Source organism: Megasphaera micronuciformis F0359 (genome assembly GCF_000165735.1).
In the GTDB taxonomy this organism is placed as follows: domain Bacteria; phylum Bacillota; class Negativicutes; order Veillonellales; family Megasphaeraceae; genus Megasphaera; species Megasphaera micronuciformis.
Genome location: NZ_GL538208.1, coordinates 418,282 through 444,507 on the forward strand (window position 1 = coordinate 418,282; position 26,226 = coordinate 444,507).

The 26,226-nt window shown below is 44.1% G+C and carries 23 protein-coding genes; 19 read left to right on the forward strand and 4 right to left on the reverse strand.

The annotated features are described in order from the left end of the window. Nucleotides 1–52: 52 nt before the first annotated feature. The 3 genes from HMPREF9429_RS05720 (at nt 53) to bcp (ending at nt 2,397) form a co-directional block, all read left to right on the forward strand. The gene (locus HMPREF9429_RS05720; protein ID WP_006942328.1) at nt 53–1,417 is read left to right on the forward strand and encodes an MATE family efflux transporter; all 1,365 of its coding nucleotides are present in this window, start codon (nt 53–55) and stop codon (nt 1,415–1,417) included. Nucleotides 1,418–1,507: 90 nt separating this feature from the next. Further along, nucleotides 1,508–1,930, forward strand: a complete 423-nt coding sequence (locus HMPREF9429_RS05725) for a SoxR reducing system RseC family protein (RefSeq protein WP_006942329.1) — start codon at nt 1,508–1,510, stop codon at nt 1,928–1,930. A gap of 11 nt (nt 1,931–1,941) precedes the next feature. Continuing rightward, on the forward strand, nt 1,942–2,397 hold the full coding sequence (bcp, locus tag HMPREF9429_RS05730; protein WP_006942330.1) for a thioredoxin-dependent thiol peroxidase: 456 nt from the start codon (nt 1,942–1,944) through the stop codon (nt 2,395–2,397). 73 nt (nt 2,398–2,470) lie between these two features. Here bcp and HMPREF9429_RS05735 read toward each other — a convergent pair whose 3' ends face one another. Beyond that, nucleotides 2,471–2,941 carry a flavodoxin gene (locus HMPREF9429_RS05735; protein ID WP_040773949.1) on the reverse strand — a complete coding sequence of 157 codons (471 nt, stop codon included), beginning with the start codon at nt 2,939–2,941 and terminating at the stop codon, nt 2,471–2,473. 168 nt (nt 2,942–3,109) lie between these two features. On the opposite strand from HMPREF9429_RS05735, the gene HMPREF9429_RS05740 reads away from it, so the two are divergent. From HMPREF9429_RS05740 to HMPREF9429_RS05750, 3 genes are all read left to right on the forward strand, one after another. Then, nucleotides 3,110–4,321 (forward strand): DUF819 family protein, encoded by a 1,212-nt coding sequence (locus HMPREF9429_RS05740; protein ID WP_040773952.1) that lies wholly within the window; start codon nt 3,110–3,112, stop codon nt 4,319–4,321. Between the two features lie 22 nt (nt 4,322–4,343). After that, nucleotides 4,344–5,315, forward strand: a complete 972-nt coding sequence (locus HMPREF9429_RS05745; RefSeq protein WP_006942335.1) for a dipeptidase — start codon at nt 4,344–4,346, stop codon at nt 5,313–5,315. 68 nt (nt 5,316–5,383) lie between these two features. Beyond that, a complete protein-coding gene (locus HMPREF9429_RS05750; RefSeq protein WP_006942346.1) occupies nt 5,384–6,493 on the forward strand; it encodes a metallophosphoesterase in 1,110 nt (369 codons plus the stop codon). A 178-nt stretch (nt 6,494–6,671) separates the two neighbouring features. On the opposite strand, the gene HMPREF9429_RS09435 is transcribed toward HMPREF9429_RS05750, so the two are convergent. Beyond that, the gene (locus HMPREF9429_RS09435) at nt 6,672–7,232 is read right to left on the reverse strand and encodes a DUF805 domain-containing protein (RefSeq protein WP_006942347.1); all 561 of its coding nucleotides are present in this window, start codon (nt 7,230–7,232) and stop codon (nt 6,672–6,674) included. Between the two features lie 457 nt (nt 7,233–7,689). Further along, nucleotides 7,690–8,178: a hypothetical protein gene (locus HMPREF9429_RS05760; RefSeq protein ID WP_006942349.1), complete on the reverse strand. Its 489-nt coding sequence runs from the start codon at nt 8,176–8,178 to the stop codon at nt 7,690–7,692. Nucleotides 8,179–8,666: 488 nt separating this feature from the next. On the opposite strand from HMPREF9429_RS05760, the gene HMPREF9429_RS05765 reads away from it, so the two are divergent. From HMPREF9429_RS05765 to HMPREF9429_RS05820, 12 genes are all read left to right on the forward strand, one after another. Continuing rightward, nucleotides 8,667–9,641 carry a bile acid:sodium symporter family protein gene (locus tag HMPREF9429_RS05765; RefSeq protein ID WP_040773959.1) on the forward strand — a complete coding sequence of 325 codons (975 nt, stop codon included), beginning with the start codon at nt 8,667–8,669 and terminating at the stop codon, nt 9,639–9,641. Nucleotides 9,642–10,059: 418 nt separating this feature from the next. Then, entirely contained in the window at nt 10,060–10,935 is an 876-nt protein-coding gene (gene glyQ / locus HMPREF9429_RS05770; protein ID WP_006942351.1) for a glycine--tRNA ligase subunit alpha, read from the forward strand. Further along, the gene (gene glyS, locus HMPREF9429_RS05775; protein ID WP_006942352.1) at nt 10,935–12,983 is read left to right on the forward strand and encodes a glycine--tRNA ligase subunit beta; all 2,049 of its coding nucleotides are present in this window, start codon (nt 10,935–10,937) and stop codon (nt 12,981–12,983) included. Before glyQ ends, glyS begins: the two co-directional genes overlap by 1 nt. 18 nt (nt 12,984–13,001) lie before the next feature. Continuing rightward, nucleotides 13,002–13,565: a hypothetical protein gene (locus tag HMPREF9429_RS05780; protein ID WP_006942353.1), complete on the forward strand. Its 564-nt coding sequence runs from the start codon at nt 13,002–13,004 to the stop codon at nt 13,563–13,565. Nucleotides 13,566–13,728: 163 nt separating this feature from the next. Beyond that, nucleotides 13,729–14,070, forward strand: a complete 342-nt coding sequence (gene rplS, locus HMPREF9429_RS05785; RefSeq protein WP_006942354.1) for a 50S ribosomal protein L19 — start codon at nt 13,729–13,731, stop codon at nt 14,068–14,070. Nucleotides 14,071–14,223: 153 nt separating this feature from the next. Further along, nucleotides 14,224–15,492, forward strand: coding sequence for a manganese-dependent inorganic pyrophosphatase (locus tag HMPREF9429_RS05790; protein ID WP_040773964.1), 1,269 nt, complete (start codon nt 14,224–14,226; stop codon nt 15,490–15,492). A gap of 70 nt (nt 15,493–15,562) precedes the next feature. Further along, the gene (gene pcrA / locus HMPREF9429_RS05795; protein WP_040773966.1) at nt 15,563–17,761 is read left to right on the forward strand and encodes a DNA helicase PcrA; all 2,199 of its coding nucleotides are present in this window, start codon (nt 15,563–15,565) and stop codon (nt 17,759–17,761) included. A 14-nt stretch (nt 17,762–17,775) separates the two neighbouring features. Continuing rightward, a complete protein-coding gene (ligA, locus tag HMPREF9429_RS05800; protein ID WP_006942357.1) occupies nt 17,776–19,794 on the forward strand; it encodes an NAD-dependent DNA ligase LigA in 2,019 nt (672 codons plus the stop codon). A gap of 55 nt (nt 19,795–19,849) precedes the next feature. Continuing rightward, entirely contained in the window at nt 19,850–20,140 is a 291-nt protein-coding gene (gene gatC / locus HMPREF9429_RS05805) for an Asp-tRNA(Asn)/Glu-tRNA(Gln) amidotransferase subunit GatC (protein WP_006942358.1), read from the forward strand. Between the two features lie 11 nt (nt 20,141–20,151). Further along, complete coding sequence (gatA, locus tag HMPREF9429_RS05810) at nt 20,152–21,615, forward strand: Asp-tRNA(Asn)/Glu-tRNA(Gln) amidotransferase subunit GatA (RefSeq protein WP_006942359.1); 1,464 nt, start codon at nt 20,152–20,154, stop codon at nt 21,613–21,615. Next, nucleotides 21,615–23,057, forward strand: a complete 1,443-nt coding sequence (gatB, locus tag HMPREF9429_RS05815) for an Asp-tRNA(Asn)/Glu-tRNA(Gln) amidotransferase subunit GatB (RefSeq protein WP_006942360.1) — start codon at nt 21,615–21,617, stop codon at nt 23,055–23,057. Before gatA ends, gatB begins: the two co-directional genes overlap by 1 nt. 273 nt (nt 23,058–23,330) lie before the next feature. Next, nucleotides 23,331–24,857 carry an L-lactate permease gene (locus tag HMPREF9429_RS05820; RefSeq protein WP_006942361.1) on the forward strand — a complete coding sequence of 509 codons (1,527 nt, stop codon included), beginning with the start codon at nt 23,331–23,333 and terminating at the stop codon, nt 24,855–24,857. A 31-nt stretch (nt 24,858–24,888) separates the two neighbouring features. Here the strand turns inward: HMPREF9429_RS05820 and tadA are convergent, their stop codons facing one another. Further along, nucleotides 24,889–25,365 (reverse strand): tRNA adenosine(34) deaminase TadA, encoded by a 477-nt coding sequence (gene tadA, locus HMPREF9429_RS05825; RefSeq protein WP_006942362.1) that lies wholly within the window; start codon nt 25,363–25,365, stop codon nt 24,889–24,891. 173 nt (nt 25,366–25,538) lie between these two features. Between tadA and HMPREF9429_RS05830 the strand changes: the two genes are divergently transcribed. Beyond that, nucleotides 25,539–26,201 (forward strand): trimeric intracellular cation channel family protein, encoded by a 663-nt coding sequence (locus HMPREF9429_RS05830; RefSeq protein ID WP_006942363.1) that lies wholly within the window; start codon nt 25,539–25,541, stop codon nt 26,199–26,201. Nucleotides 26,202–26,226 lie beyond the last annotated feature (25 nt).

The window sequence follows — 26,226 nt, forward strand, 5'->3', positions numbered from 1 at the left end:
AACATTATGTTTCGCAGTTCTCCTGTTGTTTAAGGAAGGAGGGGAGAGATAGATGAAGTTCGGCGGTCCTATCGATATGTTGCACGGCTCGTTATGGGATAAGGTTTTGGCCTTTACCTTGCCATTGGTGGCAACGGCTTTGTTGCAACAATTATACAATGGTGCGGATTTGACCGTGTTGGGACAATTTGTGGGCAAACAGGCCATGGCGGCCGTAGGCAACGACATTCCCGTAGTAGGGCTTTTTTTATCCCTCTTGCTCGGCTTATCCTTGGGCGGTAACGTAGTCGTTGCCCAGCTTTTGGGCGGCGGTAAGTATAAAGAAGCCTCAAAGGCTGTTCATACCGCCTTTGCCTTGTCTCTGATTATAGGCATTCTTCTTCTCGTTGTAGGTCAGGTATTTGCCGTTCCGGCCTTACATCTTCTGGGCGTTCCCAAAGAAATACTACCGGAAGCGGAATTATACATGCGTATTTATTTTTCCGGAGTACCCTTTGTCAGCCTTTATAACTTTCAGGCGGCTTTATTTCGCAGTCGCGGAGAAGTTACCATACCTTTGGCTGCTTTATTTGTAGCCAGTATGTTGAATATAGTTTTGGATTTAATAAGTGTAACCGTCTTTGATTTGGGACTGGCCGGAGTGGCGGGGGGTACGGTTATTGCCAATATGACGGCATCGGGTATTTTATTCTTTGCTCTATATAAAAGGAACGATGTTCTGTCTGTTCGAATTAAGGACCTGACCTTTCATAAGGAACATCTAAAGAGAATGTTGTCTATCGGAATGCCGGCAGGAATTCAAGGGATGGTTTTTTCCGTAGCCAATCTTATCATTCAAACGGCCATTAACAGCTTGGGGCCCGATGCCATGGCCGCATCGGCTGCTTCTTTTATCTTGGAAATTAATGTTTATGTTATTCTTATGTCCTTTGGGCAAGCGACTACAACCTTTGTAGGACAAAATTTCGGAGCACGGCAGATTCATCGCTGTCGGCAGGTCACGACGTTATGTATGAAAATGAGTGTAGCTGTATTTGTCGTTATGGCCGCCTTTGTTTATGTTAAAGGGGAAGCCGTGTTGCATATCTTTACGAGTGATCCGGCTGTCATAGAGTTGGGGTTGATTCGCATACACTATGTTGTCGAATTGGAGATTTTGAATATTTGTATGGAAGTGCTTTCCGGTGCCATGCGCGGCTACGGCTTTTCCTTGCCGCCGGCTATTGTGACACTCATCGGTATTTGTGCGGTGCGGATTATTTGGGTATATACGGTTTTTGCCGCCAATCCCGGATTTTCCGTTCTTATGATGATCTATCCTATCAGCTGGGGCATTACGACTGTACTGTTATTTGCATTATATAGGTGGTATATGCATCGTTTGACAGGACAACTTAAAGGGGGCTGCGGAGCTTAAAGTATACTGCAGTAGTGTTGTAAAGGGTCTTGACGACGTGTTATAATCTAGTCGAAGTCATAGATTACTAAGTAACAGAGGTGTTTTAATATGAGAACCAATACGGGTACGATAGAAGAAGTGTTGCCCAACGGTATGGTACGTATACAGACCAATCGTAACAGCTTGTATTCGCCGTGCAGTGCATCCCTTTGTGCCGACAATGTGGTTATAGATGCAGTCAATAAGATCGGTGCAAAAAAAGGCGAATATGTGGAATTTACGATTCCCGATGAACATATGGTATCGGGAGCGCTGTTGTGTTTCGGATTACCGTTGCTTCTTATTTTGTTGTGTGCCGTTGCCGGTGCCTATATAGGCCCGCAGGCTTTCGGAACGTCGACACAAAACGGAGCTATTATCGGGTTTTGTATCGGTATACCTATTGCCATTGCAGCTATTAAGACTTATGACCTGGTTATGAAGTCGCACAATAACAGATCGGAAGTTATTGCCCTTGTAGATGAAGAATAGGAGAGATATATATGATGCTTGCAACGGGGACGAAAGCTCCTGATTTTACACTGGCTGATCAAAGGGGAAAAGCAGTCAGCTTATCCGATTTTAAAGGTAAGAAGGTCGTTCTGTATTTTTACGCTGAAGACGATACAAAGGGGTGTACCAATCAAGCCCAACGCTTTGCGGAATTACAGCCGGAGTTTGCAGACAAGAATGCTGTCATTGTCGGCATCAGTAAGGATACGGCAGAGTCTCATAAGAATTTTGCCGAGAAATATAGTCTGCCCTTTACCATCTTGGCGGATCCGGATAAAAAAGTTATCAATATGTACGGTGTATGGGGTGAAAAGAAGCTGTACGGTAAGACCGTAACAGGGCTTATTCGTACAACCTATATTATTGATGAAGACGGTATGATTGAAAAAGTATTCCCCAACGTACGGGCTGCGTATAACGCAGGCAAGATGTTAAAAGAAATATAAAGTAGATGCAGATATAAAGAAAGAACGGTATGGAAGATTCATTTTCCATGCCGTTCTTTTTTGGTGTAGAATTTTATAAACTTTTATCCGCTTTTATAAGGCCGAGCCAGCCGGCCGTATCGCATCGTTTTAAGCGAATGTGATCGAAAGGATATTTAATAATACTTTGGGGACAGACCTTTTTTAAGGTTGTCAAACTTTTTAAAATATTACTGTTCGTAGCCGTAGAAAAAGGAATGACGGTTTTTTCCTTTAAGTCGCAACGACTTAAAAATTCGGAGAAAAAGGCGGGTATATCGGAAAACCATACGGGAAAGCCTACAAAAACCGTATCATATGACGAAAGGTCCGGAACGGGAGTAGCCGTTTCGGGGACTATATCTTTTTTACGTTCTTTACGTACGCGTAAAATCGATTGTAAATAGTTTCCATACGGTTCTTTCGGTTCTACTTTTAAAGTATCGCAAGGAATAGTTTGACAAACTCGATGGGCAAGAGCCTCTGTGTTTCCCGAACGGGAACAGTATAATATAATGGCCTTCATGTAATCATCTCCTTTACGGAAAAAAGGCGTAAATTCATTGTACCTTTCAAAACACACTTTGTCCAATACGAGAAGATGAAAAAATAATGTATACATGAGTTTGAGTAATTGACAGGCAGAAGCTCCATCCGTATGATAATAATAAATGATTACAGAGGAGGAATATATATGAATACTTTGGTATCGCCTGAAAACACATGGGTATTGCTCGCTATCATGTGTTCGGCTGCCGGAATATCTATTTACTTAGAGCAACATTATGCATGGGCCTCGAAACTTTCGGGAGCTATTATAGCCTTAGTTTTTGCATTGGTACTGGTTAATTTGCAGATTATTCCGACGTCGGCTCCCTTGTTCGACGATGTTGTCTGGGGATTTGCCGTTCCCATTGCCATTCCTTTGCTTTTGCTGCAAGCTAATATGCGTAAAATCTGGAAAGAGACGGGACGGATGTTTTTTATCTTCCTTATCGGTTCCGTCGGCACGGTAGCCGGAGCTTTGCTCGGATATGCCGTACTCGGTTCCTATATACCGGATCTAAACAGTGTAGCTGCCATGATCACAGGTTCATACATTGGCGGCGGTGTTAATTTCACGGCTTTGGCAGATGCATTTAAGGTTAAAGGGACCGTTATTTCCGCTACTGTTGTGGCCGACAATCTGAATATGGCTATTTACTTTTTAATCCTCATTGCCGTTGCAGGGAATGCTTTTTTCAGAAAGTATTATACGCACCCTCATATTGATGACGTTGCCGCAAACGGCAAGTCTGAAGACGGAGAAACATTGGCAGCTAAATATTGGGGCAGAAAAGAGATTTCTTTAAAAGATATTGCTTTAAATCTTATGTATGCCGTCATTGTCGTAGCTGTCTCCAAGGCTATTGCGGCCTTCTTCGGTACGGTTGTTCCCAAGGATACGGGCCTTTTGCAGATGTGTAACACCTTTTTCGGTAGTCAGTATGTGTGGATTACCTTACTTGCCATGTGTTTTGCTACTTTCTGCCACAAGCAGGTAGCCTCTATGAACGGATCACAGGAAATCGGAACGTACTTTATTTATCTTTTCTTCTTTGTTATCGGCGTTCCCGCATCAATTTCCGAAATTATTCAAAATGCTCCCTTGTTGCTCGTATTTTGTCTTATTGTTGTCCTTGTCAATATGGCTTTTTGCTTTGTTTTCGGGAAACTCTTCAAGTTTGATTTGGAAGACATTATCTTGGCGTCCAATGCCAATATCGGCGGACCGACGACGGCGGCCGGCATGGCGATTTCTCAAGGATGGTATCGTCTTGTAGGGCCGTGTATGCTCGTCGGTACTTTCGGCTATGTTATCGGTACGTATTTGGGAATTATTGTAGGCAGTATGCTCGGACTTTAAGGTATTACAGGGGGGATGACCGATGGCGTATGTTTTTGACGGACATTCGGATATATTATGTCATGTTGCTAAGCATAGAGCGGCAGGAGAAACCCGTATTTTTCAGAACTATCATGCGCAGCGGCTGGCTGAAGGCAATATAGGAGCCATGATTGCTGCGGTCTGGATTGAACGGGATTATGTACAGGAACCGACGGAACGAATGTTGGAGATTTTGGGATATGCCTCTCAGGAATTCAGGGAGAATCAAGATGTATTGGGGATTATAAAAAAAGCGGATGATTTAAAAGCCTTGAGAGATGCGGGGAAGACCGCTATACTCTGGGGGATGGAAGGCCTTAGCGGGCTCAAAGGACGCACTGTTTTCTTGGAAGCCCTGTATGATTTAGGGGTTCGTCATGCCATGTTGACGTGGAATGAAGAAAATGAGTTTGCCGTCGGGGCCGGTGATACACAGGGAATTTACGGCTTGAAACCGGCAGGTATCGCTGCCGTGCATTTAATGGAGAAACTCGGTATGATTGTCGATGTGTCTCATGCCAGTGAAAAGACCTTTTACGGCATAGTGGAGACAGCGACAAAACCCCTGTTGGCATCTCATTCCAATGCATATGCCCTTTGTCCGGCTAAGCGTAATCTGAAGGATGAGCAGATTAAAATCATTGCTTCTACGGGAGGCGTTATCGGCATGAATGCCTGGCCGGCCTTTATTGATGAAAAAACACCGTCGGCGGAAAAATTGGCGGATCATGTTGATTATATGGTAAATCTGGTAGGGATTGACCATGTAGGTTGCGGATTTGACTTTTGCGATTTTTTGGATGAAAATGCCTTATCCTTCGCCGAGCCCGGACAAGTAAGTACAAAGGACTTGGAAGATGCGACAAAAGTACGAAACTTTACGGATATTCTGAAACGTCGCGGATACGACGAAGAAGCCTTGGAAAAGATTATGTACAAAAATATGGAAAGACTTTTGTACAAAACTTTGTAATCGGTATTAACGAAAGATTTTGTCGGCTCGTCATTTTTCGGGCCGACTTTTCTTATATTGAGGTAATAATGGAAAAAAGACGTTATTTGTTTTATCTTGTCGTAGGCTTCATAGGGGCTCTTGTATCTTTGGCACAATGGCCTATGTATGCCGCCGCTTTTTCAATATTGGACAATTTTACGGGGATGATAATTTTTGCTTTGTCGCCGCTATTATTTGTCATTCCTTATGTAGGAGCCCTTGCGTTACCTTTACGTCTTGTAAAAATATTGACACCTATAGGCGGTTATTGGTTTGTTGCGACCTACTATGGCCTTTTGGCCCTTATCCCGTATTATTTTATAAAGATTGCAACCGTGTTTTCGAAAAACGATTCCTTAGCAGTTCTATTGTCGATGTACGGAAGGGGATGGGTCTTTATTTTAGGCCTTATCTTACTGTACGGGTACTATAAGGCTACTCATCCCGTATACAGGTATGTGGATATACAGTCAGACAAGGTGGACGGCGAGGTAACTATCGCTTTTTTAAGTGATATACATTTAGGCGCCGTTTTGGGTAAGCCTTTTGTGCAAAAGCTTAAGGTTCGATTGGAGCAGTTAGGGGCACAGATTGTTCTTTTCGGTGGAGATATTATAGACGGGAACCTTTCATTTGTTTTAAAAGACGGCTCTCTCAACGGGTTTGCGCAATTAGGGCGGGGCCAAGGGCGATATATGGCTGTTTTGGGAAATCACGATTACTACGGCATGAATGTTGATAAAGAACGGCAGGTTTTGGAAGCGGGAGGCATTGAGTGTCTAATAGATGAGCGTAAGGATACGGGGGTCGGTATCAGCATAACCGGGGCAGCCGATTACTTGCTCGGAAACGGTGACGATGTTCCGATTGCCGCTCCGGGACAATTTAACGTGTTTGTAGAACATGAGCCTGTGCGTATTGAGCAGGCCGCTCTTCAAAACTATGATTTATACGTGAGCGGGCATACTCATGCAGGCCAATTTTGGCCCAATCGCTTGGGAACAAGACACATGTTCCTATTCGACTACGGTACTCGTTTTATAGGAAAAATGACAGCTGTTGTCTCATCGGGATACGGTTCATGGGGAGCTCTTTTTCGTACAGGACCGTCGCCGGAAATAGTCGTCATTCGTATAATAGATGACAGAAAATATTAGTATATGCTTCTAAGGGGCACTTTTACAGACAATAAAAGGACAGATTTCTAGAACTTTTATAAGGTTATTTCTAGAAACTGTCCTTTAAAAATACTGATATGTATTTATAGTATTGTATAGTAGTAGCTGTTATTAAAAATATAGTTATATAAATTAATTTGTATAGATAACAGGCGAGTTACCAGTCCGGAGGGTCTCCGTACTTATTTGTCTTATCATCTCCAGCAACTATAAGCATAATGAATTCTGAGAATAAAAAACCATAGGGAATAAAAAGATGGCTTAGAAATATGTTTGCAAAAATATAATTACTACTTTTTCCTAAATCATGCCAGCGTCTACATTTTGCAGAAATAATTATGATTGTGAGAAGTAGAATAAGTAATAGTGTAAGGAAAGTTTGAATATAATCAAATAGAGTTTTACAGCCAAGAAAAATAGTAACAGGGGATGATTCGAGATAGTAAATATAAATGACTGGGAGTGGGCTAGCTAATATTGTGGTCATAAAATATCTCCATCGACTAATACGTCCAGTAAACGTGAAGAGATTTATGAAAAAATTTTTGCTTTTCAGCAAAATTGGGGAAGACTTCTGAATAGTTGGTGAAGAATTTAGGTTGGAGAAAGTAGTATTAGTCCCTTTTTTTGTAAGTTTTTGGATTTGATATTGTTGGAGAATGATGATAATAAGTAGAATTAAGATTATAGCAAACTCCTTGTTGTTCAAATAATACACCGCCTTTATTAGAATGATTTTAGGTAGTACGTATTTAGATGGGAATTATTTATGAAAATACTTAGGAAAACAGACATATTGTAGTGTTTATCGAGTATTTGTATCTGAATGGTGTTTGGAGTTAGAAGTTATAATCAATATAACGAACTATATTATTTATCTGATCGATAATTTCTCTTATCTTAAAAGTGGTAGATTGAATATCCCTTGTATTTCTACTGATGTCGTTATTTATTTGATCTAATTTATCGGAATTAGAAGAGACATTACTCTCAATATAGTCAATACGATGTCCTAAGTGCTTTACGTCATTAGAAATGTGTAATGATGATACTGTTTGGGAAAGTTCACTAACCTGTTGTATCAAATGATAGGTATAAGCTCCTTGTGCCATGATAACTAAAAGGAAAATATAAGTATTGCAGCAATTTTTTTGTCCATTAGTATTCTCCTGGATTTAGTTTAAATTTGTTTTAGCGCTCTCAGAGAAGGGGATATCATACACTCGAAGAAAACAAATTTCACCAACTGCGGTTAGAAGCGGGAAACTCTTCATATACGATGCCCGAAGTGTTATGAGAGATTTGTTGGGGGATGTAGAATATAGAAAAGTGCCGTCAATAGCATAGAATCCACGCCATATTTCACATCCTTTCATAACATGATTATTTACATTATAGTAAAAAATATAAATACTTTTTGATATAATTAGTTTTCCATTTTCATGATATTCTGACCATACAGCGCCGCGGATAGAGTAATAAGGGAACTTTGCACTAACAATGGATACAGAATCAGCGTCAAAATATTCAGTAGATTCTAAGTCAGAATGAAATTTCCAATAAGGCTCACCGGCATGAGCTTCCTCTGATAAAAAAGAAGCGTTTATAGGTAAAATTATAAATAGCAACGGAATAAAAAATGCTAATGTACGTTTAAATAGCATAGAAAAGACCTTCCTTTAAAAAATGTAATAAAACTATTCATGTCAAGACGTAATTAGAGACCGCTTTTGACTGACCAATTATAAGACATACTAGTTATACCTGAAGTGGTTTTATAAAATCATAGCAAATAAAGTTGCAATACACAATAAAGTGACATAAAAAACAATTATGCGGAAAATGTTTTACAAAAATACATATGATTTGAAGAATGTAGATTAAGTAATTAAAAATAAGAATATCGGTTAATATATTTATATAAAGAGAAATGACAGGTATAAGAGGCTATCCTGATAAAGAATAAAAAAATTAACGAGTAAAACGTTATATTTTAAAATCATAGTAGGACCAAACCTATAACTTATTGACAAGCATAAACGTTGTGCCTATAATCAATTCATATTGTTCGTGCTATTTAGTTACGACTTCGTTCGGGGAGTCGTAACTTTTTTTACCTGTGCGGACAAGCTATATGGAAAGGATGGCCTTTATGAAACATGTTTGTGCCCTTATCGGCAAGTATTTCGGTATTATTGCAATTATTTTCTTAATCTTGGGCTTAACGACGCCTACCTCATTTTCCTGGGTAATGGGTAAGTTTTTGGGAGTTCCCGTACTCAGCCTTTTCTTAGGAATTATTATGTTCGGCATGGGGACGACTCTTAACTTGTCGGACTTTGCCCTTATTTTAAAGCAACCGAAGAATATCTTTTTCGGTATTTTGGCACAGTATTTCGTTATGCCTTTTTTGGCGTTCGTATTGTCCCATGCTTTTCAGCTTGAACCGGCCTTGGCTGTCGGTGTAGTTCTCGTCGGTACCTGTCCGGGTGGTACGTCATCTAATGTTATTACCTTTATGAGTAAGGGCGATGTAGCCTTCTCGGTTACTATGACGAGTATATCAACGTTGATTTCGCCTATTATGACGCCTCTTTTGACCTACCTTATTTTGGGACAAAGTATTGCCTTCGATCCTGTGGGAATGTTTATTTCCATTGTTCAAATCGTTATTATTCCCATTATTCTCGGGTTGGCTGTTAAAAAATTCTTACCCGCACTGGCAGCTACGGCCAATGATTATCTTCCCGCCGTGTCATCCATTGCCATTTCCTTGCTCATTGCCGGTATTATCGGTGCAAGTCGGAATGCTATTTTGAACAGTTCCGCTATTATTTTGCTTGTCGTTATTCTTCATAACGTATTGGGCTATGCTTTGGGCTTTGCTATCGGTAAGTTGACGGGGATGAGCTGGAAACAAATGGTGGCCGTATCCATTGAGGTGGGTATGCAGAATTCCGGCTTGGCAACGGGCCTTGCCAAGGTTCACTTCGCATCCATGCCTTTAGCCGGTGTACCCGGAGCCGTATTCAGTGCTTGGCATAATATTTCCGGTGCCGTCTTGGCATACGTTTATTCGAACTATTTAAACAAACGTTTCGACTCTCATTACGGAGAGGACGTATAAATTTAAAAAGCTCGCTTTCATAGAGGGCGGGCTTTTTGATTGAACGGATGACTTTTTTAAAGTGTGTGCCTAGGGTATTTAATTGTTCGTTTCTTTATTCGGTCCTTATTCGAATCACCGGGAAGGACTTAGCTGACAGTTGTTTTGTTTGACTTTGTTCAAGGCCTTTGTTATCATAAATATAACGGCGATGCAGGAGAATAAGTAGATTCATTCAGCGAGTAAGGACAGTGGAAGCTTACAAAGAATTGAAGGCGCTCTGAAGGCCGAGGCAGGAAGTCGCGACAGTGCGATGTGTATGGCCGACCGATTAATAAAGCGGGTCTTATGACCAACCGGGGTGGAACCGCGGGTAAGTATACTCGTCCCTGTAGCACATGCGTGTTACAGGGACTTCTTGTATTCAGGAGGGATATTGATGAATTTCCAGGATATGATTTTTGCATTGAAAAAATTCTGGTCCTCGCAAGGCTGCATCATTCAGGAACCGTATGATGTAGAAAAGGGCGCGGGGACAATGAATCCGGCCACGTTTTTGCGGACTTTGGGGCCCGAACCGTGGCATGTTGCTTACGTAGAACCGTCACGTCGGCCGGCGGACGGTCGTTACGGTGACAATCCGAATCGCCTGTATCAGCATCATCAATTTCAGGTTATTTGTAAGCCGTCACCGGATAATATTCAGGAACTGTATTTACAAAGCTTGGAAGTACTGGGAATTAATCCGAAGGAACACGATATTCGTTTCGTTGAAGATAACTGGGAATCGCCGACGCTCGGCGCCTGGGGACTCGGTTGGGAAGTGTGGCTTGACGGCATGGAAATTACGCAGTTTACGTATTTTCAGCAAGTCGGCGGAATTGATGTGAAACCCGTGTCGTCGGAAATTACGTACGGCATGGAACGTCTGGCCATGTACATTCAAGGAGTGGAAAATGTATATGACTTGGAATGGACGGATGGCGTAACTTACGGCGACATTTTCCATCAAAATGAATTCGAACAATCGTCATATGCCTTTGAAATCAGTGATTCGGATATGTTGTTCACCTTGTTCGACATGTATGAAAAAGAAGCATTACGTACTATTGAAAAGGGCTTTGTGTTGCCTGCATACGACTATGTTTTAAAGTGCTCGCATGCCTTTAATCTCTTAGATGCACGCGGAGCTATCAGTGTCAGTGAAAGAGCGGCTTTTATCGGACGCGTTCGCAATATGTCACGAGCTTGTGCTAAAGCTTATTTGGCAGAACGGGAAAGATTGGGATTCCCCATGTTGAAGGAGGGAAAATAATGAGTAAAGATTTATTGCTGGAAATAGGTACTGAAGAAATTCCCGCACACTATATGCCTTCGGCATTGAAGCAGTTGCATGAAGGAGCTGCCGATATATTTGCAAAAAATCATCTTGACTATAAGGACATTCGTACAGTAGGAACTCCGCGGCGCCTGGCTTTGTTGGTTACCGGATTGGCTGAAAAACAAGCCGACGTATCGTCCAAGAACAAAGGTCCGTCCGTGAAAATCGCCTTTGATGCCGACGGAAACCCGACTCAGGCAGCTATGGGATTTGCTCGAGGACAGCATATTGACGTATCGGAATTGGTTACGGAAGACGGTTATGTATATGCAGATGTGACTGTTGCCGGTTCAGAAACGAAAGCCTTATTGCCCGAAATTATGAAGAGACTCGTTTCGTCGCTTGCTTTCCCTAAAAGTATGACTTGGGGTAATGAAGACATGCGTTTTGTCCGCCCGCTGAGATGGTTCGTAGCGTTGTTCGGTACCGAGGTGGTACCCTTTGAAATGGCTCATGTTGTGTCGGGCCGTACTACACGCGGTCATCGTTTTCTCGGAACGGGAGATTTCGATATTCAAGCACCCGGCGAATACGTTGACTTATTGAGAGAACATTATATTATTGTAGATCCTGAAGAACGTCGTGATATGATTGTCAACGGGTTGCATGCTGTTGCAAAAAAGCAAGGCGGCCATGTAGTCATGGATGAGGAACTCTTGGAAGAAGTCGTTTATCTTGTTGAATATCCGACGCCTTTGTACGGATGTTTCGATACGGACTATTTGGAACTTCCCGAAGCGGCAGTTATTACACCTATGAAGGACCATCAACGCTATTTTCCCCTGCGTGATTCGGAAGATCGGTTGATGAACATGTTTCTGACTGTACGCAACGGTGACGATTACCATTTGGATACGGTTCGTCACGGCAATGAACGTGTTTTGCGTGCTCGTTTGGACGATGCTAAGTTTTTCTTTGCCGAAGATCGCAAGAAATCTTTGGCTGACAGAACGGAAGACTTAAAGCGAATTGTCTTCCAAGACGGATTGGGTACGTTATTTGACAAGTCTCAGCGCCTGGCCGCTATTATGACCTTTTTGACGGCTAAATTGGATTTGCCTGTTGAAGAAGGCGAGATTAAACATCTTGCTGACTTGGCCAAGACGGACTTGTTGACACAAATGGTTCAAGAATTTACGGAACTTCAGGGGGTTATGGGGCGTGAATATGCACTCCTTGACGGAGAAGAACCGGAAACGGCGGAAGCCGTCTTCGAACAATATTTACCCCGTTTTGCCGGCGATGAATTGCCGCATACGACCTTGGGTCTCTTGCTGAGTCTGGCTGATAAATTCGATACCATTACCGGCTCTTTCAGCCTCGGGCTGATTCCTACAGGGTCTCAGGACCCCTTTGCATTACGTCGTCAAACTATAGGCGTTTTGAACATTTTAATCGATGCGGGCTGGAATATTAACTGCGATGAGGTCTTTGCTTACATTCTGGAAGTGCTCGGAACGGATAGGAATAAACGTGAAGACGTTATTGCAAGCCTTCATGATTACTTCGCGTTGCGCTTAAAAAATATCCTTCAAGATGCAGGCTTTGATTATCATATTATCGATTGCGTTCTGCAGGGCGACTCTATGAATGCGGCGGAAATCGTAAAGCGGGCTACGGCTTTGCGCGATTCCGAATTTTCGACACAGGAAGAACTCCTGCAAGCGTATACTCGTGTTGCCAATATGGTTAAAGATGCACAGAATACGGATGTCGACGATACCCTTTTTGAAACGGAAGAAGAAAAGGCTTTATATGCCGCCTGCTTGGCTGTTGAAGCTGAATTGCCTCAGGCCTACGCCGTTTATGATTACCGTTGTGCCGTTGAAATTTTGGGTCGTGCCGTAAGTGCTATTAATAACTTCCTGGATAATGTATTAGTCATGCACGAAAAGGAAGCCGTTAAGAATAATCGTATGAACTTACTGACCAGAACGCTGGGCTTAATCAGTCCTGTAGGAGACATTAAGAAGTTATCCTAAAGTAGGGAGGGTGCGTGTATGAAGATTAACTTAAAAACTCTGGCTGTCGGCTTATTAATTGCCGTGGCAGCTTCCGTCAGCGTCGGTGCGGCTACGCCCGGATACGGTGTAGGAACGGCCAATGATGATGTAGTTCTTAAAGCCTCGCAAACAACGGGGTACAATACATATATAAATCAGAGATACGGATATTCTGTCGACATTCCTGCGGTAGCTACCGAATCGGAAGCAACGCCGTCAGGAGACGGATGTTATTTTGAGGATCCTAAGACGCAGGCCGTTATTTCTACATACGGTACGAGAAATATGATGAATATGACGGCCGATCAGCTATATCGGATTGCCCTCAATGTAAACGGCTCGCCTCAGCTGTCGATTCAGGAAAGAAGCGATACCGGTTATGTCATCGGTTGGCAAAAGAAGGACAAAATGTTTTATGAAGTCCTTGTCGTCAATTCGAACGGCACATATTCATCCTTTTCCGTCGTTTATCCGGTAAAGGAAAAAGCAACCTATGAAGGTTATTGTGAACACATGAAACGGTCTTTTGTGCCTACCGGCGTTATGACACAAACGAAATAAGTCATGCCTGAATGTCACGGTCTGTAAAGTAATTTTGCTTGCCATAACATATTTGTTTATGGTAGAATCAATACGTTAATTAAGGCACTCCTCTGTCGGAAGGACGATTATCGTGAAAGTGGGCGATAACGATGGCATGAATGTCTATTAGGAGGAAAGAAAAATGAACATTATCAGCGTACTTGAGCAAGAACAACTTCGTAAGGACATTCCCGATTTCCGCCCCGGTGACACGGTCAAAGTTCATGTAAAGGTTGTAGAAGGCAACCGTGAACGTGTCCAGGTCTTCGAAGGCGTTGTTATCGGTCGTCAAAACGGCGGAGTTCGTGAAACATTCACGGTTCGTCGTGTTTCTTACGGCATCGGTGTAGAACGTACATTCCTTGTACATTCGCCCCGTCTTGCAAAAATCGAAGTATCTCGCCGCGGGATTGTTCGTCGTGCGAAACTTCATTACTTGCGCGGACTTACAGGCAAAGCTGCCCGTATTCGCGAACGCCGATAAAAAGGTCCGAAAAAGACTCCCGTCAGGGAGTCTTTTTTTGTGTCTGTTTATGAAAAAGACAGGCGAAGGAATAAGGTCTTATTCTGGAATTTGCAGGGGCGCTATGCTATACTATATAACATATTATTAAAGTTAATTTACGAGGTGATTACAATGGAACCTATTTATGTAACAGGACATAAAAGTCCCGATACGGACTCTATCTGTTCGTCTTTCGGCATGGCTCGTTTAAAACAATTACAAGGTATTGACGCCGTACCCGTACGGGCCGGTGAAATTAATAAGGAAACGGCGTTTGCTCTTGATTATTTCGGTGTGAAGCCGCAACAGTTGATGAGTGATTTTTACGTAAAGGTAGAAGATGCGGTTCATCGGAACTTAAAACCCCTTGCTGAAGAAGCCTCTTTAAAGGATGCGGCCTTATGGTTTAACGAACATGATCAACATGCTTTTGCACCTGTCGTTAAGGGAAATAAGCTTGTAGGTGTTCTTGAACGCAGTGCCTTGGCTGAAGAATTTATTAAAACCGTTACCGGTGCGGAATTGGATACGGTTAGAGCTTTGGTTCACGAACCGCAAATGACTTTTTCCGTAAACGACAACGGTCATGACGTTCCCGAGACAGGATGCTACGTAGTTGTGGACGGAGCGGACTATGTAGGTGTCGTCAGTGCCGACAGTGTGGCACACGCACCTAAAAAACAGGTTTTCTTAGTGGACCATAACGAAAAGAAACAAATCATAGACGGTATTGATGAAGCACAAATTGTCGGGGTTGTCGATCATCACCGTATTGGCGGCACCTTAGCTACGGACGGACCGATTTTCATCCATTTCCGTCCTGTAGGTTGCACAGCTACCATGGTTACGTCTTTATATAATGAAAGCGGTACGGAAATACCTAAAGAAATAGCAGGACTTTTATTATCCGCTATTATTTCCGATACGGTTTTGTTTCGGTCGCCTACGTGCACGGAAGAAGACAAGGCGGCAGCCGCTCAGTTAGCGGAAATAGCGGGCGTTGAAATTGAAAAATACGGTATGGAAATGTTGAAGGCCGGTGCTAATGTATCGGACTTGACGCCTGACGAAATCGTTCGCAACGATATGAAGGAATTTAACGGTAACGGTAAGACCTTTACGGTTGCACAGGTTCAGGTTATGGATACGACGGACTTACTGGATCAGAAGCAGGTTCTGATTAATGCTTTGGAAAAATTGCGTGCCGATAACGACTACATTGCGGCATTCTTAATGATTACGAGCATTATCGATGAAGCGACGAATCTGATTTATGCCGGAAATATGGACGGCGTTGTCAGCAAGGCTTTTGAAAAAGACGTATTGAGCAGTGAAGTATACCTGCCCGGTGTCATGAGCCGTAAGAAACAGGTAATTCCGCAAATTTTATCGGCCCTGTAATATGTAAACACGGTAAGGCCCGCATCATGACGGTGTGGGCCTTTTCCACTGTATGAGGAAAAGGACAGTTATGAACCCTATTTATGACACACTGAATGAACGGCAGCTGGAAGCGGTTATGCATACGGAAGGTCCGCTATCGGTTACGGCCGGAGCCGGTTCGGGCAAGACCAAGGTGCTTACGTGCCGTATTGCCCGCTTGTTGGAAATCGGGACGGATCCGTATCGTATTTTGGCCATAACCTTTACCAATAAGGCAGCCAAAGAAATGCGTGAGCGTGTACAAAACCTGGTGGGCGTAGCAGCTGAACGTATTTGGCTCAGTACGTTTCACTCCTTTTGTGCCAAGCTGTTGCGTTTTGAAATAGACGGATTTTTAGGCTATACGAAGAATTTCACTATATATGACTCGTCAGATCAGGTGACACTGATGAAGTCGTGCTTAAAAGAGCTGAATTTGGATGACAAACAATTTCCGCCGCGTACCGTTTTGGGTACCGTATCATCTGCCAAGAACGCTTTACTCAGAGCTGATGAGTTCGCCAAATCGGCCGACGACTTTTATACACTGAAAGTTTCCGAAGCGTATACGCTTTATGAAAAAAAGCTGAAGGATAATAATGCCGTCGATTTTGACGACTTGTTATTGCTGGCTGTCAAACTATTGCAGGAGCGGCAGGATATTCGGGAGAAGTATCAGGAACGATTCCGCTATATTCTGGTCGATGAATATCAGGATACCAATAAGGCCCAATATTTGTTGACACAAATATTGGCGGCCAAATGGCGAAATATTTGTGTTGTCGGTGATGCGGATCAAAGTATTTATGCATGGCGCGGCGCGGATATTCAGAATATTATGGATTTTATGCGTGATTATCCGGACGGAACGAATGTAAAACTCGAGCAAAACTATCGGTCGACGAAAACGGTCTTGCAGGCGGCCAATGCCGTCATCGATAATAACGAAGCAAGATTGAAAAAAGCTTTGTGGACGGAAAATCCGCAGGGGCATAAAATCGTTCATTATCACGCACAGACGGAACACGATGAAGCTGATTATATTGCCGGAGTCATTTATAATCGACATTCTATTGAAAATGAACCGTACGGGCATATGGCTATTTTATTCCGGACGAATTCTCAATCGCGTGTTTTGGAAGAAAAGCTCATGCGATACGGTATTCCGTATACGATGGTCGGCGGTACAAAATTCTATGACCGCAAGGAAATAAAGGATGTAATTGCCTATTTACGAGTTCTTTATAATCCTGAGGACAGCCTCAGCCTAGTGCGTATTTTAAATGTACCCAAACGTAGTATCGGAGCCACATCTATCGAGCATTTGACGGACTATGCGGAAGAAAACGGTATATCCTTGTTTGATGCCTTATCGACGACGGAAGACTTGCCTGTGACCAAACGGGTAAAGACCGCACTGGAAGACTTTGCGGCTCTGATTTTTTCTCTTCTAGGAGAAGTGAGCAAGACAGACGTGCCTACTCTTATAGAAAGAGTGGTTAAGGAGACGGGATACGGGGATATGCTTGATAAAGAAGCGGCTCAGGATCCTCAAGGCGAAAGCCGTAAAGAAAATGTGGGCCAGCTGATTAATGCGGCTCAAGAATATATGCGTGACAATCCGGACGGAAATTTACAGGATTTTTTGGAAAATGTAGCCCTTGTAAGCGATGTTGACGAGTTTGAAGGCTCCGACTCAAAGGTTACCTTAATGACTTTGCATGCTGCCAAGGGTTTGGAATTTCCCGTCGTCTTTTTAGCCGGCCTTGATGAAGGACTGTTTCCGCACAGTCGTACTTTAATGGACAGCGCACAAATAGAAGAAGAACGTCGTTTGGCCTATGTGGGTATTACACGAGCCGAACAGTATTTGTATGTAACCAATGCGTCGACTCGCACTATGTACGGTCGCGTGAGTGCTTACTTACCCAGTCGTTTTTTAAATGAAATTCCGGAAGAATTGATGGAAGAGTACAGACGGCGTGCAGAAATGCCTCGAGGGGAACGGCAGGTGCCGGGGGAACAACGCGTGTCCATTCTGACTAAGGCTGTTACCTCTCAATTGCCGAAAGCTCATCATGTAGATGGGGATTGGCAGGCAGGCGATAAGGTGCGTCATAAGGTTTGGGGAGTAGGCACTGTTTTGGATGTTATCGGTGAAGGCGCCGCCATGCAAATGAAGATCTCTTTTCCGTCCAAGGGAATACGACAAGTCGTTGTTAAGTATGCACCGTTGGAAAAGGTGTAGGAAGGACAAAAGGTATGGAACAAGATAAGGCGTATGCAAGACTTTTGGAGCTAAGAGAGAAACTCGATTTTTACAGTTATCAATACTATACGCTGGATAAGCCGACTATTACGGACTATGACTATGATATGTTATACCGTGAGTTGGAAACCATTGAAGGCGCACACCCCGAATGGGTTACGGCCGACTCGCCGACGCAGCGGGTAGGCCACAAGATTTCAGGGGGCTTTAATAAATATACGCATGACAGGCCTATGCTCAGTCTTGGAGATGTCTTTAACGACAATGAACTGCGCGAATTTGATCGACGTGTTCGTTCCGATTTGGGAGAACAAGTGCCTCAGTACGTAGTGGAATTAAAAATCGACGGCTTGGCGATTAACCTTATTTATGAAAACGGCATGTTTGTACGCGGCGTTACACGCGGTGACGGCGTAGTAGGGGAAGATGTAACCAATAATGTGCGAACGATAAAAACTATTCCCTTAAAGATTGACAGTCATTCTCCCCACATTGAAATTCGCGGTGAAGTTTATATGCCTGTCAGGGCTTTTGACGCTTTGAATATTCAGCGCAGTGAAGATGAATTGGAACCGTTTGCCAACCCTCGCAATGCCGCAGCCGGGTCATTACGTCAGTTGGACCCGCAGATCACGGCACAGCGCAACCTGTCGTTCTTTGCCTATGCCATCGGCGGTACGGTGGGAATGACCATTCACAGTCAGGAAGAGTTGCTGGAAGATTTGAAGAAGCTCCGTTTTCATGTAAACAAGGAATATAGGGTATTCGACTCCATTGAAGATGTTATTACCTTTATTCACTCGTGGGATGAACGCCGTGATGAGCTTCCGTATGCGACAGATGGTATGGTTATTAAGGTCAACTCCTTTGCTCAACAGGAATTGCTGGGAAATACGGTAAAGATTCCCCGTTGGGCTATTGCTTACAAGTTTCCGCCTGAGCGAGCTAAAACTAAGGTTGAAGGGATTTCCGTTACAGTAGGGCGGACCGGGGTTTTAACGCCTGCCGCCGACTTAACGCCCGTGCGTCTGGCAGGTACGACCGTAAAGAGAGCTACCTTACATAATGAAGATTATATAAAAGAAAAGGACATTCGCATCGGTGATACGGTTATTATTCAAAAAGCGGGAGAAATCATTCCCGAAGTTGTAGGCCCCGTAGTGAAAGAGCGAACGGGACAGGAAAATGTGTTTGTTATGCCGACGCACTGCCCGGGCTGCGGCCATGAAGTTGTACGGCCGGACGGTGAAGCGGCAACTCGTTGCGTAAATCCCGAATGTCCGGCTATCTTGAGCCAGAAGGTAGCACACTTCGTATCGCGCAATGCCATGAATATAGACGGCTTGGGCGATGCTATTACGGCACAGCTCTTGCAGCAGGGCCTGATTCATCGGGTATCGGATATATATGACCTGAAAAAAGAAGATTTGATCAGTCTTGAAGGGTTTGCAGATAAGTCTGCAGATAATCTTTTAAAAGCCGTTGAAGACAGTAAAAAGGTCGGTCTGGCACGAGTTCTCTTTGCTTTGGGAATTCGCTTTGTAGGAGCTAAGGCGGCACGTATTTTGGCGGAACACTTCGGCTCCGTCGAAGCATTGGCGGCAGCAAGTACGGAAGAATTGACGGACATTGATGAAATCGGACCGCGTATTGCCGAATCGGTTCATACGTGGATACGTACAGATGAGGCACGTAAACTTGTAGCGGCTCTTGAGGCGGCGGGAGTCGATATGACGGCACAAAAGCGGCAAACAAAAGGTTCGGCCTTTAGAGGTGAAATAGTGGTTCTTACGGGTAAGTTGGAGACTATGACTCGTAAAGAAGCGGAAGAAGCCGTTGTTGCCGGAGGCGGTAAATGTACGGGATCCGTTACGGGAAAAACCACGTTAGTCGTAGCCGGAGCCGACCCGGGAAGCAAGTATGAAAAAGCACGATCGTTGGGGACCCCCATTATTTCGGAAGAAGAGTTTATTGCTTGGATTCAAAGGGATAAAACGTTCCCGAATGAGTAAAAATTATGGTATAATAAACCGTTAATAACGATAATCAGTAAGAAGGAGTGTTCGTATGAAAGTCAGTGCGGAAGAAGTTAAGAAGATCGCGCTCTTATCTCGGTTAGAGATTAAAGAAGATCGTGTAGAAGCGGTTCAACAGCAGTTGAGCGATATTCTCTCTTACATGGAACTCATAGAACAGGCTGACATCAGCGAGGTTGAACCTACGGCTCATGCCGTGTCCATGAGTAATGTTATGCGTGACGATGTACCTCAGGAATCTCTGCCCAACGAAGATGCTTTGCGAAATGCGCCGGAAGCCGAAGGCGGATATTTCAAAGTGCCGAAAGTTATTCAGGAATAAGGAGGGATATTGTGGGAGTCAATACGATACATGAGTTACATAAGAAACTTGTAAACGGGCAGATATCCGCTGTTGAATTGACACAGCGATATATTGACCGAAAAGATAAGTCGGAGTCCGACATTCAAGCCTTCCTTTCCGATAGTCGGGAAGCGGCTTTGGCTGTAGCGGCTCAGGTAGATAAAAAAATTGCGGCAGGCGAAGACATTGCCGATTTGGCAGGTATTCCTGGAGCTATTAAAGATAATATTTGCATAAAAGGGCAGCAGGCGACGTGTGCGTCCAAAATGTTGGCATCATATCAATCTCCTTATGATGCTACGGTTATTGAAAAGCTTAAAGACCTTGATTTCATATCCTTAGGGAAGACGAATATGGACGAATTTGCCATGGGCAGTTCGACGGAAAATTCGGCTTTTAAAATTACGCACAATCCGTGGAATAAAGATTACGTTCCGGGCGGCTCATCGGGCGGTTCGGCGGCAGCCGTAGCAGCAGGTGAAGTTGTTTGGGCTCTCGGCTCCGACACGGGCGGATCTGTGCGACAGCCGGCGGCTTATTGCGGTCGTATAGGATTAAAGCCTACATACGGACTTGTTTCTCGTTACGGCTTGATTGCTTTTTCGTCATCTCTTGACCAAATAGGTACATTTACAAATGATGTAGAAGACTGCGCCATTGTTTTAAACGGTATTGCAGGGTATGACAAGAAGGACTCCACGTCTGTACCGCAGATTCAAAAGGATTATAGAAAAGCCTTGGTTGCCGACGTTAAGGGACTGCGCATCGGGATTCCCGAAGAATTTTTTGCCGAAGGACTTGATGCCGATTGCCGCAAGGCATTGGATGAAGCTATTGAAACCTATAAGAAATTGGGTGCTCACATCGTTTCTGTTAAAATGCCGAATATGAAGTACGGTTTGGCTGCGTACTACATTATTGCGCCGGCCGAAGCCAGCTCCAATTTGGGTCGGTATGACGGCGTAGGTTTCGGGTTGCGAGTTCCGGGAAAAGATATTGTCGATATGTACATTAAGACTCGTTCCGAAGGATTCGGTCCCGAAGTAAAACGACGTATCCTTTTAGGGACGTATGTTTTGAGTGCCGGCTATTATGACGCCTATTATTTGCGAGCTATGAAGGTGAGAACCCTGGTTCGTCAGGACTATGATAAAGCTTTCGAGTCTTGTGACGTTCTCTTGACACCTACGGCTCCCGACACGGCTTTTAAGATCGGTCAGAATAGTGAAGATCCTTTAGCCATGTATTTAGGCGACGTTTGTACCGTTACGGTTAATCTGGCGGGACTTCCGGCTATCAGTCTGCCGTGCGGCTTTAAAAACGGCTTGCCCGTAGGGATGCAGCTAATCGGTAAAGCTTTGGATGAAGAAACGTTATTGCGAGCAGCCTATACATTTGAACGGGAACGGACAGATTTACAGTTACCGTTACCGATGGGGGAGGTTGAAGTATAATGAAATACGAAGCCGTCATCGGTTTGGAAGTACATACGGAATTAAAAACAAAGACGAAAATTTTCTGCGGTTGCAGCACGGAATTTGGCGGCGACCCGAATACTCATGTTTGCCCGGTATGTTTAGGTCTTCCCGGGTGCTTACCCGTCTTGAATAAAGAAGTGGTTCACTTTGCCATAAAAGTCGGCTTGGCCTTGCATTGTGATATTCTTCTGCACAATAAGTTCGATCGGAAGAATTATTACTATCCCGACCTGCCGAAGAACTTCCAGACCTCGCAGTTTGACATGCCTATTTGTCTGAACGGGTATGTGGATATTGAAGTAAACGGACAGCAACGCCGTATTCATTTGACGCGTATTCACATGGAAGAAGATGCAGGTAAGCTCGTACATAGCGGTGCGACTATCAACACATCCGATTATTCTCAGGTTGACTATAACCGTACCGGAGTGCCCTTGCTGGAAATTGTTTCGGAACCGGATATCCGAAGCGGTGAAGAGGCGCGGGCATACTTGGAAAAACTGCGTTCTATTATTCAATATTTAGAAGTATCCGACTGCCGTCTTGAAGAAGGCAGTATGCGTTGTGATGCGAATATATCCGTACGCCCTGTAGGTGAAGAAAAGCTCGGGACTAAGGCGGAAATCAAGAATATCAATTCACTTACGGGTGTACAAAAGGGGATTGAATATGAAGCCGTTCGGCAGGCTCAGATTTTGGAAGAAGGCGGTAAGATTGTTCAGGAAACCCGCGGATGGGACGAAAATAAGGGTGTCACCTTCAGTCAGCGTGTAAAAGAAGAATCGAATGATTATCGTTACTTCCCGGAACCGGATTTAATTCCTTTAGAAATTTCCGAAGACTGGATTGAAGAAGTGCGCAAGGAACTTCCTGAAATGCCCGATGCACGTCAAGCTCGTTTTATTGAAAAGTTGGAACTTCCCGAGTACGATGCGGGCCTGTTGACCTTGGAAAAGGCTACGGCCGATTATTTTGAAGCCGTCGTAGCAGCCGGTGCCGATGCCAAAACGGCGTCGAACTGGATTTTAGGCGATATGGCTAAGAAGATGAATGAAGAAGGCGTATCCGCTAAGGACTTGCCTATTTCTCCCCGACAATTGGCGGAACTCTTGGAGTTGATTAAGAAGGGGACTATTTCCGGTAAAATCGCTAAGAAGGTTTTGCCTGAAATGTGGACTTCGCATAAGTCGGCCAAGGCTATTGTTGAAGAACAGGGAATGGTGCAAATCAGCGATACCGGCGAGTTGGAAGGGATTGTACAAAAGATTATTGCAGCCAATCCGCAATCGGTAGAAGACTATCGGGCGGGTAAGAAGAAGGCTATCGGGTTCCTGGTCGGTCAGATTATGAAGGAAACCAAAGGCCGTGCCAATCCGGCAACGGTTAATGAACTGCTTGTAAAAAATCTTGAAGGCTAGAAAAACACCGCAGGCTTTGTCCTGCGGTGTTTTGTTATGATGTTTTATCATCTTTGAAAATTAACAAACCGAAATCGGTATAATGCTTTATTCATTAAGGTTATTGAATTATAATATGGATTGGGTATTGTTTACCTGATATGGATACTTTCAACAGACGGTCTGATTGAAGGCGGTGTTGAAATAAAACAATATTAAATTTTGGTTTTCGCTTAATGGCTTATGAGTGAATAACGCATAACATTGTGAGAATTAATAAAAGGAGATGTAAGAATGGTATTATTAGCGTTATTGCCGATTATTTGGCTCATTGTGGCATTGGGGTTCTTAAAACTGCCGGGTTATAAAGCATGCCCCGTTGCCGTTATTATTTCGGCAGTCGTTGCCGTGGCGGCCTTCGGCATGCCCGGTACGGATGCGGCTACGGCCTTTCTGGAAGGTGTGGCTTTAGCCGTATGGCCTATTTTATTGGTTATTGTAGCGGCTATTTTCGCCTACAATCTCACCGTTTATACGAAGAGTATGGACGTTATTAAGCAAATGCTTACGACTGTCAGTAAGGATAGCCGTATTCTGGCTCTGTTAATCGCATGGGGGTTCGGAGCCTTCATGGAAGGGATGGCCGGCTTCGGTACGGCCGTAGCTATTCCGGCCAGCATTATGGTCGGTTTGGGATATAATCCGCTACGATCCATTCTGGCATGCCTTATTGCCAACACGGTACCGACAACCTTCGGTTCTATCGGGATTCCTACCACGACCTTGGCCAGCTTGACGGATTTGAATCCTGTAGGCCTGGCTACGGATATTACGTTGCAGCTCGGAATACTTGATATTTTATGCCCCTTCTTCGTGGTTATCGTTGTCGGAGGTTCCGTTAAGGCACTGAAGGGCGTTTTCGGCGTGACCCTCTTGTCCGGGTTAGCTCTTTTTGTTCCTGAATATATTATATCTTCAACAGTCGGTCCTGAATTGGCTGTAATGGTTCCGTCTATTATCATTATGGGTGTTGTTGTTTTGTATGCAAAGATTTTCAAAACGGAAAATCCCGAATATGCGCTTAACATTGAACCGAAACCCGTTTCGTCCGGAGCCGGAGTTAAAGCGGCTATGATTTTTATTTTGATTTTTGTTTTCTTAATTCTTACGTCTAAGCTCTTTCCGTTTATTAACGGGCCTCTCAGCACAATTAAAACGTCCGTTCCTATTTATACAGGGGCAGGGGCTAAACCGTATACCTTTATGTGGGTAGCCACACCGGGTATTATGATTCTCTTGGCGGCTATTATAGGCGGCAAATATCAGGGCGCTTCGTTCGGAGAAATTTTCGGTAAGTTAAAGGATACGATTTACAACCTTCGGTTTACGTTCCTTACGATTATTACTGTTGTCGCTACAGCTAAGCTTATGGCTTATAGCGGCATGACTATGAGTATTGCAAAAATGCTTGTCAGCGTGACGGGAACGGCTTACCCCGCCTTTGCACCCATTGCCGGTGCCTTGGGGGCATTTATTACCGGGTCGGGTACGAACAGTAATGTTCTTTTCGGACCTTTGCAGACGGCGGCAGCTCAGGATATTCCCGGAGCCAGTGCCGCTTGGTTGGCAGCGTGCAACTCTGCCGGTGCCGGTGTAGGTAAGATGCTTTCGCCTCAGAGTATCGCCATTGCTATCGGGGCGGTCGGTGCGGCTGTAGAAGGCAAGGAAAGTGAAATTATGAAAATGGCCTTACCGTACTTTATAGGCGGTATTATTATCTTAGGCTTAGTGACCTATTTCGGCCAAATGATTCTGGCATAATCTTTTACAAACGGAAAAACGGTTTCGGAATTTATTCCGAAACCGTTTTTGTATTATCGGCACGCCGTTTTTGAAAGAACTTCTTTAATAAGTCGGCACACTCGTCCGCTCTGACTCCGGCTGTTACTTGGGCCCTGTGATTCAAGCGTTCATCTTCTACAATCGTATAGAGTGAGCGTGTGCCGCCGCCTTTCGGGTCGGGACAACCGTAGACAATGCGATCGAGACGGCTGTTGACAACGGCTCCGGCACACATAGGACAGGGTTCGGCAGTTACATACAGTGTACAGTCGGTCAGACGCCAGCGGCTTAAGACTCGGCAGGCTTCTTCAATGGCCAGGATTTCCGCATGGGCGGTGGCGGATGGGAGAGTCTCTCTTAAATTATGGGCACGGGCAATGGCTTTTTTCTTATAAATAATGACGGCGCCGATAGGAATTTCACCGATAGCCGCCGCTTTTTTCGCTTCTTCAATAGCCTTTCCCATATAAAACTCGTCTTGTGTCATCTCTTGCCTCCGAAGCGTATTTTTTTTATTTTACAAGACTTGAAGGTGTATTGCAATTTTAAATAACTGAAGCGACTTTTTTGCCATAGAGGTTGAATCTTTGTATAATATATGACAATGGTTTCACACATTACAGAAATATATGTATAAAGGTGAAAGGATTACACGAAAGAATGGAGTCTATTTGGTGGTATATATTTGATATTATGGGCACCTTGGCTTTTGCCGTTTCAGGAGTTCTGGTAGCCGTATCCAAGCGGATGGATTTGTTCGGTATTTTTGTGCTCGCCGCTTCTACGGCTATAGGCGGCGGTATTATTCGTGACCTCATGTTGGGACATACGCCTCCGATAGCCTTGCAGAGCAGTCTGTATTTCTTCTTAATCATTGCCGCCATGCTGGGGACGACGGCTATGATCCGGTACTTTGATGCCAATATTCGCTCCAAGGTAATGCATCATTCGGCTTATATTTATTTGGCCGGAGATACTATCGGTCTGGCCTCTTTTACGATTACGGGAACCTTGTCGGGGTTATATTTTAATCCTGATATGTGGGTTCTTATTATTATGCTGGGAGTAATTACGGCTGTAGGCGGCGGTGTTATTCGCGATGTTCTGGCCGGTAAGGTGCCATCCGTATTGGTACATGACATTTATGCTACAGCGGCCCTCTTAGGGTCGGTTACGCTTTATGTTTTGGTGATTTTTGACTGGCCTGTAGACGTGGCGGCACTCATTTCATTCTTCACAACTGTTTCGTCACGTGTCGTGGCCATTAAAGCTAAACTGGATATGCCGCACGTGAAGAGAAAGAGAAGGGGACAGTGGTTGTAAAAATCCTCCAAGAGTCGGTAATATA

What these genes read in the sequence shown, in the direction of transcription:
- HMPREF9429_RS05720 (WP_006942328.1), top strand. Translation starts at nt 53, where the DNA reads ATGAAGTTCGGCGGTCCTATCGATATGTTGCACGGCTCGTTATGGGAT.
- HMPREF9429_RS05725 (WP_006942329.1), top strand. Translation starts at nt 1,508, where the DNA reads ATGAGAACCAATACGGGTACGATAGAAGAAGTGTTGCCCAACGGTATG.
- bcp (WP_006942330.1), top strand. Translation starts at nt 1,942, where the DNA reads ATGATGCTTGCAACGGGGACGAAAGCTCCTGATTTTACACTGGCTGAT.
- HMPREF9429_RS05735 (WP_040773949.1), bottom strand. Translation starts at nt 2,941, where the DNA reads ATGAAGGCCATTATATTATACTGTTCCCGTTCGGGAAACACAGAGGCT.
- HMPREF9429_RS05740 (WP_040773952.1), top strand. Translation starts at nt 3,110, where the DNA reads ATGAATACTTTGGTATCGCCTGAAAACACATGGGTATTGCTCGCTATC.
- HMPREF9429_RS05745 (WP_006942335.1), top strand. Translation starts at nt 4,344, where the DNA reads ATGGCGTATGTTTTTGACGGACATTCGGATATATTATGTCATGTTGCT.
- HMPREF9429_RS05750 (WP_006942346.1), top strand. Translation starts at nt 5,384, where the DNA reads ATGGAAAAAAGACGTTATTTGTTTTATCTTGTCGTAGGCTTCATAGGG.
- HMPREF9429_RS05760 (WP_006942349.1), bottom strand. Translation starts at nt 8,178, where the DNA reads ATGCTATTTAAACGTACATTAGCATTTTTTATTCCGTTGCTATTTATA.
- HMPREF9429_RS05765 (WP_040773959.1), top strand. Translation starts at nt 8,667, where the DNA reads ATGAAACATGTTTGTGCCCTTATCGGCAAGTATTTCGGTATTATTGCA.
- glyQ (WP_006942351.1), top strand. Translation starts at nt 10,060, where the DNA reads ATGAATTTCCAGGATATGATTTTTGCATTGAAAAAATTCTGGTCCTCG.
- glyS (WP_006942352.1), top strand. Translation starts at nt 10,935, where the DNA reads ATGAGTAAAGATTTATTGCTGGAAATAGGTACTGAAGAAATTCCCGCA.
- HMPREF9429_RS05780 (WP_006942353.1), top strand. Translation starts at nt 13,002, where the DNA reads ATGAAGATTAACTTAAAAACTCTGGCTGTCGGCTTATTAATTGCCGTG.
- rplS (WP_006942354.1), top strand. Translation starts at nt 13,729, where the DNA reads ATGAACATTATCAGCGTACTTGAGCAAGAACAACTTCGTAAGGACATT.
- HMPREF9429_RS05790 (WP_040773964.1), top strand. Translation starts at nt 14,224, where the DNA reads ATGGAACCTATTTATGTAACAGGACATAAAAGTCCCGATACGGACTCT.
- pcrA (WP_040773966.1), top strand. Translation starts at nt 15,563, where the DNA reads ATGAACCCTATTTATGACACACTGAATGAACGGCAGCTGGAAGCGGTT.
- ligA (WP_006942357.1), top strand. Translation starts at nt 17,776, where the DNA reads ATGGAACAAGATAAGGCGTATGCAAGACTTTTGGAGCTAAGAGAGAAA.
- gatC (WP_006942358.1), top strand. Translation starts at nt 19,850, where the DNA reads ATGAAAGTCAGTGCGGAAGAAGTTAAGAAGATCGCGCTCTTATCTCGG.
- gatB (WP_006942360.1), top strand. Translation starts at nt 21,615, where the DNA reads ATGAAATACGAAGCCGTCATCGGTTTGGAAGTACATACGGAATTAAAA.
- HMPREF9429_RS05820 (WP_006942361.1), top strand. Translation starts at nt 23,331, where the DNA reads ATGGTATTATTAGCGTTATTGCCGATTATTTGGCTCATTGTGGCATTG.
- tadA (WP_006942362.1), bottom strand. Translation starts at nt 25,365, where the DNA reads ATGACACAAGACGAGTTTTATATGGGAAAGGCTATTGAAGAAGCGAAA.
- HMPREF9429_RS05830 (WP_006942363.1), top strand. Translation starts at nt 25,539, where the DNA reads ATGGAGTCTATTTGGTGGTATATATTTGATATTATGGGCACCTTGGCT.